Below are 15,186 nucleotides of genomic sequence, written 5' to 3'. Positions count from 1 at the left end.
TGTGCGCGTCAACTATTGAAAGCGCCGTGTACCGAACGGTACGCACGGTGCTGTGAGAGGACGGGAGTTAATCACTCCCTCCTACTCGATTCCATGACAGTAGAAAGTTTACGCAAGCGTGCTTTCTATCGCTTTCATAATCTAATCGAATTCCGGTTCGATCAATCCGAAGGAGCCGTCTTTTCTCTTATATACTACGTTCACTTCGTCTGTCTCTGCGTTGCAGAAAACGAAGAAGGAATGTCCGACAAGATCCATCTGGATGCAGGCATCCTCAGGATACATCGGTTTGATTCCAAAACGTTTGGTTCTTACGATGCGGATCTCATCATCCTGTGGTGTCTCGTCTTCTGATTCGAAGAATTCCTTCTTGAAATTATTCCCACTTGAGGATGCTGTCGGGTGGCCCTGGCTTTTTGCAACCAGTTTATTTTTATACTTGCGAAGCTGGCGTTCGATGACTTCCTCAACAAGGTCGATGGATACATACATATCGGAGCTTGTCTGCTCGGAACGGATGATGTTCCCTTTCACCGGGATGGTTACTTCAATCTTTTGTCTTTCCTTCTCTACGCTGAGTGTTACGATGATTTCTGTTTCAGGAGTGAAATACCTTTCGAGTTTTCCTAACTTTTGTTCGATAGTGTCCTTCAAGCCTGGTGTTACGTCGATGTTCTTTCCACTAATAATAAAATTCATGTGCTCAACTCCTTTTGTTCATATTATACAGACAGAATATGTAATCCTGCTTGTATTATGTAAATATTATAGCATGGAAACCCTTTATTGTATAGAACGAATCACTTCAATTCTTGTAATTTTTCCATCTGTAATCTTGGCAATGCGGAGCCCGAATTTCTGGAAGTAGATACATGCACCTACGCCGATCTCGACCTCATCCTGCTTCATTTTCCGAAGCAGGACCTCCAGCAGAGTCTCATCATCCTCATACGGGATATTGGCATGGATGAGGCGGTTCACGTGACGGACCTTCTGGTTAGAGCGGAAGATGATCCGTTCGGATTCGTCAAAGGCGACGAATAAAAACTTCCTTGTAGCGAACAAGATCGCAATAGCGATCACACCGAGCAGGGTGTTGACAGATGAGGAGTGGTCAATAATGACCTGTCTCGCAATCGCAAACAACAGGACCTCAAACACGGTCATCGGCGTGTGGAGATAGAGCATTCGGATCATCTCCACACCGATGATCAGGTTGAAGCATGTTGTCAGCAGATCATCATAATTGGGATAAGTATTCAGGTCTGTGAGATTGCCGAAGGATAAAATGAGCTGGGCGGTCATAATGATGATCCCGGCAGCTAAAAGTGCGGCAATCACTAATTCCAAGGCAGTTGTCAAGTTCTTTAGAATCGCATTTGCATATTTTTTCATGTGTTCTTCTCCTTTAGGACTGTCTTTTTGGACCTGTTATACTATTTTAAATTACTTCTCTTACGCATTCTTGCATCCAGGATCTTCTTACGGATACGAAGGGATTTCGGTGTGACCTCCAAAAGCTCGTCTGTATCGATGAAGTCCAGTGCTTCTTCCAGACTTAAGATACGCGGAGTGGTCAGCCTTAAGGCCTCATCTGCACTGGAAGAACGGGTATTGGTCAAATGCTTGGTCTTGCAGACATTCAGCTCGATATCCTCTGCCTTTCCATTCTGTCCGATGACCATACCGGAATACACTTTTTCACCAGGTCCTATAAATAATGTACCACGCTCCTGCGCGCTGTACAATCCATAAGTGACAGATTCGCCTGTCTCAAAAGCAATCAGGGAGCCTTGCTTTCTGTACTGGATGTCACCTTTATAAGGTGCATATCCGTCAAAGCTGGTATTTAAGATACCATTTCCCTTTGTATCTGTCATAAACTCGCCGCGGTATCCGATCAGTCCGCGGGCTGGAATGGAAAATTCCAGTCTTGTATAGCCGCCGTTGGAGGTACCCATATTCTGGAGCTCTCCCTTGCGCTGGCTCAGCTTATCGATGACTGTTCCTGTAAATTCATCGGGAACGTCTACATATGCAGTCTCCATCGGTTCCAGCTTTTTGCCGTTTTCATCGGTATGATAGAGCACCTCGGCCTTGCTTACAGCAAATTCATAACCCTCACGTCTCATATTTTCAATGAGGACAGAGAGATGAAGCTCACCGCGTCCGGAAACCTTTAAACTGTCGGCATTTTCTGTTTCTTCCACGCGGAGGCTGACATCTGTGTTAAGCTCACGGAACAGTCTGTCACGGATATGGCGGGAGGTCACATACTTTCCTTCCTGTCCGGCAAAGGGGCTGTCATTTACGATAAACTGCATGGAGATCGTCGGCTCAGAAATTTTCTGGAACGGGATCGCCACCGGATTTTCAGGGGAACACAGGGTATCTCCGATGGAAATACCGGAAATACCGGAGATCGCAACAATGGAGCCGATCGAAGCCTCTTTGACCTCCACCTTATTCAAGCCGTCAAATTCATATAATTTGCTGATCTTTACTTTCTGCTGCTTGTCAGGATCATGATGGTTCACAAGGACCATCTCCTGATTCACGGCAATCCTTCCGTTGTCTACCTTTCCGACGCCGATGCGGCCCACATATTCATTATAATCAATAGTACTGATCAAAACCTGTGTAGGTGCTTCCGGGTCACCCTCCGGTGCAGGGATATAGTCCAGGATGGTCTCGAATAAAGGCTGCATATCCTTCTCATCGTCTGTTAAGTCTAGGACAGCGATTCCTGATTTGGCGGAGGCATAGACAAACGGGCAGTCAAGCTGCTCGTCAGAAGCATCCAGATCCATGAAAAGCTCCAATACTTCGTCAATGACCTCATCCGGTCGTGCTTCCGGGCGGTCAATCTTATTGATGCAGACGATAACCGGGAGATCCAGTTCCAAAGCCTTTCTCAGAACGAACTTTGTCTGAGGCATAGCACCTTCAAAAGCATCTACAACAAGGATGACTCCGTTTACCATCTTAAGGACACGTTCCACCTCGCCGCCGAAATCGGCATGTCCGGGAGTATCAATGATATTGATCTTGGTTCCCTTATAATAGACAGCTGTATTCTTGGAAAGGATCGTGATCCCTCTTTCCCTCTCGATATCATTAGAGTCCATGACACGCTCTGCTACTTCCTGGTTCTCGCGAAATACACCGCTCTGTTTCAAAAGTTCGTCGACCAGGGTCGTTTTGCCGTGGTCAACGTGGGCAATAATCGCAATATTTCTAACATCTTCACGCTTTGTTTTCATAATTTTCAACACTCTTTCTACTATATAATGTGGTTACAACTTTTTTATTCTATCACAAAACTTACCATATGGGAAGGTATTTTGACAAGGGGGCGCTCACAATATGCGCGATCGCACTGCTGTGGGAGTGATGTATGCCCTTTTTAGGACCGGACGTTTGCGAAGAACTGCTAAGCCAAAACGGACGGGATCTCCCGGGATCAGACACATTCACCGCGTAAGCCTGATGCTTACGCGCCTCAGGTGTCTTTGGAATTTGATTTTGAGAATCAAATTCCACCCAGGAGATCCCGTCCGTTTTGACTAAGCAGTTCTAACGCGCACTTTACGCCCCCAAAAAGGGCATACATCACTCCCACAGTTCGGCGATCGCGCATATTGTGAGCTTACGTGCATCAGCCGGAGGGGGCCGGCACCCCCTTTGGGGGATGCGGCTTGGGAGAGGAGGGGGAAGGTATGCTAAATTATCAATGCTTAATTTCAAAAAAATGCCGACAAAATTTTACACCATTATATATGAAGCGTCACATTTCGAAGCTCTCAAATATGCTAAAATTTCCGTATTGTTTACCTGTGATTTTCCTTTTTAACCATCCTGTTTCACCCTGCCAAAATCCCCCGATAGGAGCGCGCTTTTTAAAGCCGCGTTCGGGTGCACCAGCCTGTGAGGAGGGGGGCGGGAGACGGGAGTGCGTGCAGGGGAATGGGATCATCGGCTTACATAAAATTTCCGGCAGAATGCGGGCCGTTTTACGGACTACAGGTCCGTAAAATGAGCGGACCTACAGGGTAAAATCATCAGATTTTACCCGCATGTCCGCGGTGCCTGTATTCTGCCCGAAATTTTATTTAGCCGATGACCCATTTCCCGTCCGCACTCCCGTCTTCTGCCCCCCTCCTCACAGGCGTCCCCTTCCCCCAAAACGCTGCCTTCCCCCTGCGCGCCCCTATCAAATTTTGTCGAACGAATCTGCTGGGATTTTTGGTCTAACCTCGTTATCATGTTCATAGACTTAGTATTGACTCAAAAATACCAGTCAGAGGAAGGGAGTATTAAAAATTATGTCAGATAAGATTATTGAAAACAATCAGGTAACGATCATGGGTGAGGTGGCTTCTAAATTTACATACAGCCACGAGGTTTTCGGCGAGGGCTTCTATATGGTGGATGTGCTGGTGAAGAGACTCAGCAATTCGGATGACCGGATCCCGCTTATGATCTCGGAGAGACTCATTGATGTGACTCAGGACTTCACAGGGGAGTTCATTATGGTTTCCGGACAGTTCCGTTCTTACAACCGGCATGAGGAACAGAAGAATAGACTGGTTCTTTCTGTTTTTGTACGTGAGGTTGAATTTATTGATGAGGAGTTGGACGGGGCGAAGACGAACCATATCCTCCTGGAAGGTTATATCTGTAAGAAGCCGGTCTACAGAAAGACTCCGCTTGGACGTGAGATCGCGGATCTTCTGCTTGCAGTGAACAGACCGTATGGAAAGTCAGATTATATTCCATGTATCTGCTGGGGAAGAAATGCAAGATATGCATCCGGGTTTGAAGTCGGGGAGCACGTTCAAATACTCGGGAGGATCCAGAGCAGGGAATATGTGAAAAAGCTTTCAGATACAGAAACGGAGACACGCACTGCTTACGAGGTCTCTGTGAGTAAATTAGAGTGTATGGAAGAGTAGAAGTATAGGTCTTATGAAAGTGGATTCTATCCGGATCCAGAAGCTGGTTTCGTTAATACTGAACGTTGACATCGTCTGCAATTAATGTTAAACTTTGGAAAGATAAGTGTTTAAGATTAGGAGGATGTATATGTCAATTTTTAAAGGAGCCGGAGTAGCGATTATCACCCCATTTCACGAAGATGGGAGCATCAACTATGATAAGCTGGATGAGTTGATCGATTATCACTGCGGGAATGGTACGGACAGCATTATTATTTGTGGTACTACTGGCGAATCTTCTACATTAACAGAAGAAGAGCATATGGAATGTATTAAGTTTACGATAGAGCGCACGAAGCAACGCATCCCGGTGATTGCGGGAACTGGTTCCAATTGTACGCGCACAGCGATCGAGATGTCTAAGGACGCTGCCGATGCAGGCGCGGACGGACTGCTCCTCGTAACTCCTTACTATAATAAAGCGACACAGGCAGGACTTGCGGCACATTATAAGGCGATCGCAGCAGAAGCAAAGGCACCGATCATTTTATATAGTGTAAAGAGCAGAACCGGCATGAATATTGAACCGGCAACTGTTGCACAGCTGGTAAGCGAGGTAGAGAACATTGTTGCAGTGAAAGAGGCTTCCGGTGATATTTCACAGGTTGCGAAGATCATGCAGATGACAGACGGTAAGGTGGATCTGTACTCAGGTAATGACGATCAGATCCTGCCGCTTCTTTCCCTTGGAGGAAAGGGCGTTATTTCCGTATTGTCCAATATTGCACCCCGCGAGACACATGATATCTGCGCGAAGTTCTTCGAGGGAGATATCGAAGGCAGCCGTGCGCTTCAGTTGAAAGCACTGCCGCTGATCCAGCAGTTATTCTGCGAGGTGAATCCGATCCCGGTCAAGAAGGCTGCGAATCTGATGGGCATGCAGGTCGGAGGCGTGCGTATGCCTCTTACAGAGATGACCGAAGCTAATGCGGCAAACCTGGCGAAGGCTATGAAGGATTTTGGGATCAAGCTTGCTTAATATGAAATAAAAGATATGATTGTTAAAGGGATATCATAAGTTGAGGAAAGTCCTCAAATGTGGTATCCTTTTTCATATAAGGCGTTAGAGTCCCGGCGACGGGACAAATGGTTTATATCTGTTATATCAGGGGCAGACAAGAAAAAAGATAAAAGATACAGGAGGAGTTTAACATGATAAAAGTATTAATGCACGGATGCAACGGGAAAATGGGACAGATGATCACGGGGCTGATCAGGGAGGACGAGCGTTTGGAGATTGCTGCCGGTGTGGATGCATATACCGGGACTGCCAACGACTATCCGGTCTTTGAAAGTATCGGGGCTTGTGATATTGATGTGGACGTTGTTATTGATTTTTCCAATGCAGGGGCAGTGGACAGCCTGCTTGATTATTGCGTCAGCAAGGAAGTTCCGGTCGTGTTGTGTACCACGGGACTCTCAGAAGCGCAGCTTAAGAAGGTCCAGGAGGTCTCTTCCAGGATCGCGGTCTTAAAATCTGCGAATATGTCTATGGGGATCAATCTTCTTTTGAAGCTTTTAAAGGATGCGGCAAAAGTACTTGCTCCGGCAGGATATGATATCGAGCTTGTGGAGAAGCACCACAACCAGAAGGTGGATGCTCCCAGCGGGACAGCGCTGGCACTGGCAGACTCGATGAATGCTGCACTGGATCATGAGTATACTTATGTATATGACAGAAGTCAGGTTCGGAAGAAGAGGGATGCAAAGGAGATGGGGATCTCAGCAGTACGTGCAGGTACGATCGTAGGGGAACATGAAGTGATTTTTGCCGGTACGGATGAAGTGATCGAATTCAAGCATACAGCTTATTCCAGAAGCGTTTTCGGAAAAGGTGCAGTGGAGGCTGCGAAATTTCTGGCAGGACAGCCGGCAGGAATGTATGATATGAGCGATGTGATCCGGTTCTAGAACTGCATAAAAGGGGGAGAAGAACAGGCATGAAAGATTTGGAAACGAGGTATTTGGAGAGACTTTCGGATTTGTATCCGACGATAGCGGCGGCGTCTACGGAGATCATCAATCTACAGGCAATCTTAAACCTGCCGAAAGGTACAGAGCATTTCCTGACGGATATCCATGGGGAGTATGAGGCGTTCAACCATGTGCTAAAGAACGGGTCGGGGTCTGTGAGAAGAAAGATCGATGATGTGTTTGGGAATACGTTAAGCTCCCGGGATAAGCAGTCACTGGCGACATTGATCTACTATCCGAAGGATAAGATGGCGCAGGTGAAAAAGGTGGAGACGAATATGGAGGACTGGTACAAAATCAACCTGTACCGTCTGATCGAGGTGAGCAAAAGGGCGGCGAGCAAGTATACCCGTTCCAAGGTGCGCAAGGCTCTTCCTAAAGATTTTGCCTATGTGATAGAAGAATTGATCACGGAGAAGGCGGAGCTGAGTGATAAGGAATCCTATTATAGCGAGATCATCATGACGATCATCAGGATCGGACGGGCGGAGGATTTCATCATCGCTATTTCGGAGTTGATCCAGCGTCTGGTCGTGGACCACTTACATATCGTAGGGGATATCTATGACAGGGGACCGGGACCTCATATCATTATGAATAAGCTGATGAGTTATCATTCCGTGGATATCCAGTGGGGAAACCATGATGTACTCTGGATGGGGGCTGCTACCGGACAGAGGGGATGTATTGCCAATGTCATCCGTATCTGTGCCAGATATGGGAATTTGGATATCCTGGAGGATGGATACGGGATCAATCTGCTTCCGCTGGCGACATTTGCCCTGCGGACATACGGAGATGACCCTTGCACCTGTTTTACATTGAAAGGGCCGGAAAAGCAGAATAAAGCGGAGATGGAGATGGATCTCAGGATGCACAAGGCGATCTCTATCATCCAGTTCAAGGTAGAAGGCCAGATCATTAAACGGCAGAAGGAATTTGCTCTGGATGACAGGGCACTTTTACACCGGATAGATTATGAAAAAGGGACGATCACACTGAAAGGTAAGACCTATAAGCTTCAGGATACGAACTTTCCGACCATAGATCCCAAGGACCCTTACCGGCTTTCCGAGGAAGAGGAGGAAGTGATGGAGCGTCTGGAAAAAGCATTTACAGGATGTGAGATGCTGCAGGCACATATGCGTTTCCTGCTTGCGAAAGGCGGGCTGTATAAGGTGTACAACAATAATCTCCTCTATCACGGATGTGTTCCTCTCAATGAGGATGGCAGCCTGAAAGAGGTGGATCTCTTTGGCAGGAAGTTTAAAGGACGTTCCCTCTATGATGCCCTGGACAGATACCTGAGAAAGGGATTTTTTGCGCTGAGCGAGGAGGATCGGGAGAACGGACGGGATATCATGTGGTATATCTGGCTGCATCCGAATTCACCGTTGTTCGGCAAAGACAAGATGGCTACATTTGAGCGGTATTTCCTGGCAGAGAAAGAGACGCATGTGGAGAAGAAGAATCCATATTATTATCTGCTGGAGAAGGAAGAGGTCGTTGATAATATTATGACTGAATTTGGTCTGAATCTGGATGGTGCCCACATAGTGAACGGACATGTTCCGGTAAAGCGTAAAAACGGAGAAAGCCCGATCAAATGCAACGGCAAGGTACTGGTCATTGACGGCGGTTTTTCTAAGGCATACCAGCAGGAGACCGGGATCGCGGGATATACGCTGATCTACAATTCCTATGGCCTGCTTTTGGTCGCACACGAGCCTTTTGAGTCAACAGAGGCAGCCATACAGAAGGAAAGTGATATCCATTCCGAGTATATGGTTGTGAAGAGGGTAGTGGAACGCCGTCTGGTGGGTGACACGGATAACGGGAAGGATCTAAAGGAGCAGGTGGCAGATCTGGAGAGGCTTCTGGCAGCATACAGAAGCGGTGAGATTATTGAAAAAATATAAGGATGCGGCAGTTTTTTACCTGCCGCGCCAGAAAGTAAAGTCAGGAAGAAAGGTATTTTGGACAGCATGGAGCATTTAGATGAGTTTTTAGAAAATGAGATTTCGATCCCCGATGATGTGGAGGTGACTGAGCCTCTGAAGATCTATTTAAAAGAGATCGAACAGATCCCTCCTATGAGCGGGGAGGAAGAAAGTGCACTTGGTGTGCGCATCGCCCAGGGAGATATGGAAGCCAGGCAGCGGCTGGAGGAAGCAAACCTAAGTCTGGTCGTATCCATAGCCGGAGAATACGTGGGGAGGGGGATGCAGTTCATGGATCTGATCCAGGAAGGCAGTATCGGGCTGATGCAGGCTGCGTCACAGTTTGACGGAACAACAGGCTTTTCGGCTTTTGCTGCCCATTGGATCAGGGAGGAGATCGAGCGGGCAGTGGATGAGCTGTCCCAGGAGATCCGCGTCCCCGCTTATGTTGCAGAGAATATGAAAAAGGTCCAGAACATATCCAGGGAGTTAGAAAAGGAGCTGGGCAGGAGCGCTGTTCCGGCTGAGATAGCCCAAAAGCTGGGAGATAAGACGGAGGAAGAGGTAGAAAGTATTTTAGCAATGCTTAAGGATCCGTCCGTCGCCGAAGCGGGCGGCGTGCAGGCTGACACTGAGGCCGAAGAGGAGGAAAAGGATACCCCGGACAATGCACCGGAGGATGCGGTGGCATCCTTGATCCGCAGGGAAGAGGTAGAAGAGCTTCTGGGGCATCTAAACGAAAAAGAACAAAAAGTCATCCGCATGCGCTTCGGTCTGGAGGATGGTAAGGTTCATCCGGCAGAAGAGGTGGGCGAACTGCTTCATACTACAGCTGATGAGATCAGCCGGATCGAAGAGCAGGCCATGCAGAAACTGCGGAAAGCAGGAGATGGACGAGACCGGTAAGGATCAGAGCCCCAAAGGACAGGTAAATGCCCTTTGGGGCTCTTTAAATGTGCTGCAAAAAGCATACATCATTTTTAATGAAATTTTTTCCATACATAGAAAATTTGAAATTGTAAATATTACTAACACAAGAATAATTATGGAAAGGGAGAAATAACATGAAAAGATTTAAAAAGTTTTTACTATTAATGATGTGTGCAGGAGTTCTCTGCGGAGTAACTGCATGTGGTACAGACAACAATACAAATGACGGAGTAAACAATACTACAAACGATACAGCAGATGATGCAAATAAGAACGATACAGACAAGAAGGACACAAATAAAAACGATGCCAACAAAAATGATACGAACACAAACGATGCGACAGACGGAACAGATGGCAATGGCGCGATCGATAATGCAGTCGACGATGTGACAGACGGAATCGACAATGTGACAGATGATGTGACAGACGATAACCGCCCGGAAAAAGACAACCTGAATGACAGAAACACAAATGACAAAAATATTCAGGATGACAACAAGGCAGACGATACAAACCGTTAGGCTATAAGATAGAGATATCATGGGGAAAAACAGCGGAAGCCTTTCATGGGCGGCCGGCCAGACGGTTTGGGGAGTATTTCAGGAAACGGTGCAGCTTTGGCTATGCCGTTTCTTTGTTTTTACAAAACCTTTCGGGAGAATCTAAGGATCGGCAAATTCAGTTGTGGATTTTTTTACTTTAGTGTGGTAAAATATCAAAATGATATATTTTGCATAGTATAAAGGAGTATTACATAATATGAGTATGGAAAGAAAGCTTGTAATGGGGAATGAGGCAATCGCTCTCGGGGCCATCCGTGCCGGAGTCAGGATGGTGGCAGGATATCCGGGGACGCCTTCCACGGAGATACTGGAGACAGTTGCGAAGCATAATGACGGCAGTATCCATGTGGAGTGGTCTACGAATGAAAAGGCAGCAATGGAGGTAGGGGCCGGAGCAGCCTATGCCGGGGCCAGAACACTGGTCACGATGAAGCAGGTCGGGCTGAATGTGGCATCTGATCCACTGATGAGTCTTGCCTATGTAGGAGTAAAGGGCGGGATGGTGATCGTGTCAGCGGATGATCCGGGGCCGATCTCTTCCCAGACAGAGCAGGATACAAGACATTTTGCGCAGTTTTCCAAGCTGCCTGTTTTTGACCCGTCCTCGCCGGATGAGGCATATCTGATGATCGCGGATGCCTTTGAGTATTCTGAAAAATATGAGACGCCGGTCTTATTCCGCCCGACTACCAGGGTCTGCCATGCCTGTGTGAGCATTGAACTTCTGCCAGAGCTTGAGGTGCGTAAGCCGGAAGGGTTTATAAAAGATACGATGCGGTGGGTGATCTTCCCGAGGCTTTCCTATCAGAATCATATTAAGATAGAAGCAAGGAATGTGGAGCTTTCCGAGGTCTTTTCTTCTTATCCGATGAATAGTCTGCGCAAAGGAAGCGGAAGGAAAGGTGTTGTATCCGGCGGTGTGAGTTATGCCTATACCTGTGAGGTCATCCCGGAGGAGATTCCGTTTTTAAAGATCAGTACTCCCCATCCATTTCCGGAACGCCTGGCAAAGGAATTTATGGAAGGGCTGGACGAAGTGCTTGTGTTGGAAGAACTGGACCCGGTGATAGAGAAAGAACTTCTGATGATAGCAGGTAAGTACCACCTGAATGTGAAGATCTGTGGAAAACTCACCCACGATACAAAGAATGCGGGGGAGAACAGTGTGGAGAGCATCCGTGGCGACCTGCAGCATTTTCTGGGGCTTGACAGTGTACAGGAGGGGGAAATGGACCCGGGTGCGGACCCAGTGCCCCAGCTTCCGGTGAGACCGCCTGTTTTGTGTGCAGGATGTCCCCACAGAGCGTCCTTTTACGCCGTCAAGAAGGCGATGCGTGGGAAAAAGGCTGTTTTCAGCGGGGATATCGGCTGCTACACACTGGGAAACGCCAAGCCGCTTGATATGGTAGACACCTGCCTGTGCATGGGTGCGGATGTGACCATTGCACAGGGATTACATATCATTGAGCCGGATGCTGTGAATTTTGCATTTATCGGTGATTCTACCTTTTTTGCGTCTGGTATTACCGGAGTGGTGAATGCGGTTTATAATCAGACAGACATTGTCCTGATCGTATTGGATAATTCCACTACTGCCATGACAGGACATCAGCCGCACCCGGGAACCGGAGTGACGATGATGGGTGAGGTTGCTGCAAAGATCAGTATTGAGAATATCTTAAGAGGGATCGGGCTTGAATGGATCGAGACAGTGAATCCGCTTGAACTGGATAAGGCAGTGGATGCGGTAAAAAGAGCGTCCCTGGAAAAGGGAGTACGTGCGGTTATTTTTAGATCTCCGTGTATTGCAGTGTCGAAGCCAGGGAAGCTGTATGAAGTAAAGCAGGAGGCATGTACAAAATGTAAGGTCTGCATCAATCAGCTGGGATGCCCTGCTGTGACGGTCAATGAGGGATGTGTTGTGATCGAACCCTCCCTGTGTTACGGATGTGGTCTCTGCGGACAGGTATGTCCGTCAAATGCTATCCAGGAGGTGTAGAAGCGATGAATAAGAGTTGTTTGTTATGTGGAGTCGGAGGGCAGGGTGTTGTCCTCGCATCTAAGCTGATCGCATTTGCTGCCATGGAGCAGGGAAGATCTGTGCGTACCACGGAGACGATCGGAATGGCCCAGCGGGGCGGTTCTGTGGTAAGTCATGTAAGGATGGGGGATGCGGTACATTCCCCGCTGATCCCAATGAAAAGCGCGGACCTGCTTTTGGCATTTGAGCCGGCTGAGGCAGTGAGATGCCTGCCTTATCTAAAAGAAGGCGGGACAGTGATCGTCAGCAGCAAGGCAGTAAAGCCGGTTACTGATACCTTGAGCGGCAGCAGCTACGAAGGCAGTAAAATGCTGGATTACTTAAAGAAGAAGGTAGTAAACCTTGCGATTTTTGACGGAGAAGAGATCTGCCGTCAGGCAGGCTCTGCAAAAGTGCTGAATGTGGCACTTCTCGGAGCAGCGGCAGCAAGCGGCGTTTTGGACATTTCTATAGAAGAAATGGAGCAGGCGGTCAAAGGAAACGTGAAGGAACGGTTCCTGGAATTAAACAAAAAGGCGCTGGCACTTGGGATGGAAGCCTTTGAAAAGGCAGGAGAAAACCGAGATCGTAAGTGAACCCGATCCGGAATAAAAGAATCAGGCAGAAGGAGAAGTAAGGCATGAGAATGACAGAATTGCAGCTGGAACTGGTCAAGGAGAATCTGAAACAGCTGACAGCGAAGGATTGTTTTTATAAAGAAAAGTTTAAAGATATTGATATCTCAAAGATACAGACACAGGAAGATTTTGAGACGCTGCCGTTTACCTGGAAAGGGGATCTGCGGGAGGCATATCCGCTCGGTCTGCAGGCAGTACCGGATGAGGAGATCGTCAGGATCCATTCTTCTTCAGGAACGACAGGGACTCCGGTCATCATTCCTTACACCAAGAAGGATGTGGAGGACTGGGCAAAAATGTTTGCACGCTGCTATGAGATGGCAGGGATCACAGCCCTGGACAGGATCCAGATCACACCGGGCTACGGCCTGTGGACTGCCGGGATCGGATTTCAGGCAGGCGCCGAATATCTGGGAGCAATGACCGTCCCGATGGGGCCGGGCAATACAGATAAACAGCTCCGTATGATGCAGGACATGAAGTCTACCGTTCTGTGTGCAACTTCATCCTATGCGCTGCTCCTTGCCGAGGAAATTGCAAAAAGAGGCTTGACGGAGAAGATCTATCTGAAAAAAGGTGTCATCGGCTCTGAGCGCTGGGGAGATAAGATGAGAAAGCGTATCGCAGCAGAGCTGGGAGTTCAGTTATATGATATTTATGGACTGACAGAAGTGTATGGACCTGGTATCGCGATGAGCTGTGATCACGAATGTGGAATGCATTACTGGGATGATTATCTGTATTTTGAGATCGTGGATCCTAAGACCGGGAAAAATGTCCCGGACGGAGAGATCGGAGAGCTTGCGATCACCACACTGCGTAAGCAGGGGGCGCCGCTGGTACGCTATCGTACCCACGATCTGACCCGTTTTATTCCGGGAGAGTGTAAATGCGGTTCCAAATTCCCGAGGATCGATACACTGATCGGAAGAACAGACGATATGGTAAAGGTGAAGGGCGTCAATATTTTCCCAAGCCAGATCGAGGAAATGTTAAAGGATGTGCCGGAGGCATCCAGTGAATACCAATTCATGCTGGATCATATGAACGGGAAGGATGTCTGCACTCTTTTTGTGGAAACGAATAAAAATGTGGATAAGAAGCAGGCAGAGGAGGCTGTTAAAAAAGCCTTCAAGACGAAGATCGGAATTACGGTCAATGTAAAACCGGTCTCCATCGGAGATCTGCCGAGAAGCGAAAAGAAGTCCACAAGGATTTTTGATAACAGATATTGATTTCAAAGGGGTCAGACCCCTATGCAAAAGGGTCTGACCCCTTTGCATTACGAAAGGAAAAATATGAGATTCAGACCATGTATCGATATTCATAATGGAAAGGTAAAACAGATCGTCGGGGGGAGTCTTAAGGACCAGGGAGACCAGGCTGTGACAAATTTTTCATCGGAGCTGGATGCTGCCTGGTATGCAGAGCTGTATCAAAGGGACGGCTTAAAGGGAGGGCATATCATCCTGCTGAACCCTGTGACATCCGAATTTTATGAGGCTACAAAGAAACAGGCCATGGCCGCGTTAAAGGCTTATCCGCAGGGGATGCAGATAGGCGGCGGGATCACTGCCAGGAACGCGCAGGAGTATCTGGATGCAGGGGCAAGCCACGTGATCGTGACGTCTTATGTGTTTCAGGATGGGAAGTTCTGCCGGGAGAATCTGGAAAAGCTTGTTCAGGCAGTGGGAAGGGAGCATATTGTGCTGGATCTAAGCTGCCGGAAAAGAGATTCTTCCTATTATATAGTGACAAACCGCTGGCAGACATTTACGGATGTGTGCCTGACGCATAAGGTGCTGGATGAGCTTTCCGGGTACTGTGATGAATTTTTGGTGCATGCCGTGGATGTGGAGGGAAAATCCTCCGGCGTGGAGCTGGAACTTGTTCGTCTGCTCGGTGACTGGAACCAGATCCCAGTGACCTATGCAGGAGGGATCGGAAGCCTTCTGGATCTGGAAGAGTTTCAAGAGGCATGCGGCGGGAAACTGGACTTTACGATCGGGAGCGCACTGGATCTGTTTGGCGGGCAGATTCCCTATGAAAACATTGCAAAGCTTGAGAATAATAATCCACATATAGATTAATTTGTTGAATTCACTGGAAGATAGTGTTAGA

The 15,186-nt window shown here is 47.8% G+C and carries 14 protein-coding genes; 11 read left to right on the top strand and 3 right to left on the bottom strand.

Going from position 1 to position 15,186, the window contains the following annotated elements; all coding sequences use genetic code 11:
• Positions 1 to 141: 141 nt before the first annotated feature.
• The 3 genes from hpf to typA all read right to left on the bottom strand — a co-directional run bounded on the left by hpf (position 142) and on the right by typA (position 3,263).
• Positions 142 to 699, bottom strand: coding sequence for a ribosome hibernation-promoting factor, HPF/YfiA family (hpf, locus tag AC4OGX_RS15810; protein ID WP_493331576.1), 558 nt, complete (start codon positions 697 to 699; stop codon positions 142 to 144).
• A gap of 84 nt (positions 700 to 783) precedes the next feature.
• The gene (locus tag AC4OGX_RS15805) at positions 784 to 1,395 is read right to left on the bottom strand and encodes a transporter (RefSeq protein ID WP_493331575.1); all 612 of its coding nucleotides are present in this window, start codon (positions 1,393 to 1,395) and stop codon (positions 784 to 786) included.
• Positions 1,396 to 1,436: 41 nt separating this feature from the next.
• On the bottom strand, positions 1,437 to 3,263 hold the full coding sequence (gene typA / locus AC4OGX_RS15800; protein ID WP_493331573.1) for a translational GTPase TypA: 1,827 nt from the start codon (positions 3,261 to 3,263) through the stop codon (positions 1,437 to 1,439).
• Between the two features lie 1,062 nt (positions 3,264 to 4,325).
• On the opposite strand from typA, the gene AC4OGX_RS15795 reads away from it, so the two are divergent.
• From AC4OGX_RS15795 to hisA, 11 genes are all read left to right on the top strand, one after another.
• Positions 4,326 to 4,955 carry a single-stranded DNA-binding protein gene (locus AC4OGX_RS15795; RefSeq protein WP_493331572.1) on the top strand — a complete coding sequence of 210 codons (630 nt, stop codon included), beginning with the start codon at positions 4,326 to 4,328 and terminating at the stop codon, positions 4,953 to 4,955.
• A gap of 130 nt (positions 4,956 to 5,085) precedes the next feature.
• Positions 5,086 to 5,976, top strand: a complete 891-nt coding sequence (gene dapA, locus AC4OGX_RS15790) for a 4-hydroxy-tetrahydrodipicolinate synthase (protein WP_493331571.1) — start codon at positions 5,086 to 5,088, stop codon at positions 5,974 to 5,976.
• Between the two features lie 173 nt (positions 5,977 to 6,149).
• Positions 6,150 to 6,908, top strand: coding sequence for a 4-hydroxy-tetrahydrodipicolinate reductase (gene dapB / locus AC4OGX_RS15785; protein ID WP_493331570.1), 759 nt, complete (start codon positions 6,150 to 6,152; stop codon positions 6,906 to 6,908).
• Between the two features lie 29 nt (positions 6,909 to 6,937).
• The gene (locus AC4OGX_RS15780) at positions 6,938 to 8,890 is read left to right on the top strand and encodes a fructose-1,6-bisphosphatase (protein ID WP_493331569.1); all 1,953 of its coding nucleotides are present in this window, start codon (positions 6,938 to 6,940) and stop codon (positions 8,888 to 8,890) included.
• 66 nt (positions 8,891 to 8,956) lie between these two features.
• A complete protein-coding gene (locus AC4OGX_RS15775; protein ID WP_493331568.1) occupies positions 8,957 to 9,817 on the top strand; it encodes a sigma-70 family RNA polymerase sigma factor in 861 nt (286 codons plus the stop codon).
• A complete protein-coding gene (locus AC4OGX_RS15770) occupies positions 9,801 to 9,974 on the top strand; it encodes a hypothetical protein (protein ID WP_493331567.1) in 174 nt (57 codons plus the stop codon). Before AC4OGX_RS15775 ends, AC4OGX_RS15770 begins: the two co-directional genes overlap by 17 nt.
• A gap of 1 nt (position 9,975) precedes the next feature.
• Entirely contained in the window at positions 9,976 to 10,365 is a 390-nt protein-coding gene (locus tag AC4OGX_RS15765; RefSeq protein ID WP_493331566.1) for a hypothetical protein, read from the top strand.
• Between the two features lie 244 nt (positions 10,366 to 10,609).
• Positions 10,610 to 12,406 carry an indolepyruvate ferredoxin oxidoreductase subunit alpha gene (gene iorA, locus AC4OGX_RS15760; RefSeq protein WP_493331577.1) on the top strand — a complete coding sequence of 599 codons (1,797 nt, stop codon included), beginning with the start codon at positions 10,610 to 10,612 and terminating at the stop codon, positions 12,404 to 12,406.
• A gap of 5 nt (positions 12,407 to 12,411) precedes the next feature.
• Positions 12,412 to 13,023, top strand: a complete 612-nt coding sequence (locus tag AC4OGX_RS15755; protein WP_493331565.1) for an indolepyruvate oxidoreductase subunit beta — start codon at positions 12,412 to 12,414, stop codon at positions 13,021 to 13,023.
• Positions 13,024 to 13,067: 44 nt separating this feature from the next.
• Positions 13,068 to 14,300 (top strand): phenylacetate--CoA ligase family protein, encoded by a 1,233-nt coding sequence (locus AC4OGX_RS15750; protein ID WP_493331564.1) that lies wholly within the window; start codon positions 13,068 to 13,070, stop codon positions 14,298 to 14,300.
• A 63-nt stretch (positions 14,301 to 14,363) separates the two neighbouring features.
• Positions 14,364 to 15,155 (top strand): phosphoribosylformimino-5-aminoimidazole carboxamide ribotide isomerase, encoded by a 792-nt coding sequence (gene hisA, locus AC4OGX_RS15745; RefSeq protein WP_493331563.1) that lies wholly within the window; start codon positions 14,364 to 14,366, stop codon positions 15,153 to 15,155.
• Positions 15,156 to 15,186: the final 31 nt, after the last annotated feature.

This window comes from Faecalicatena sp., from assembly GCF_058819085.1.
The sequence above is the reverse complement of the archived record's forward strand: the minus strand, read 5'-3'. Positions and strand labels throughout refer to the sequence as shown.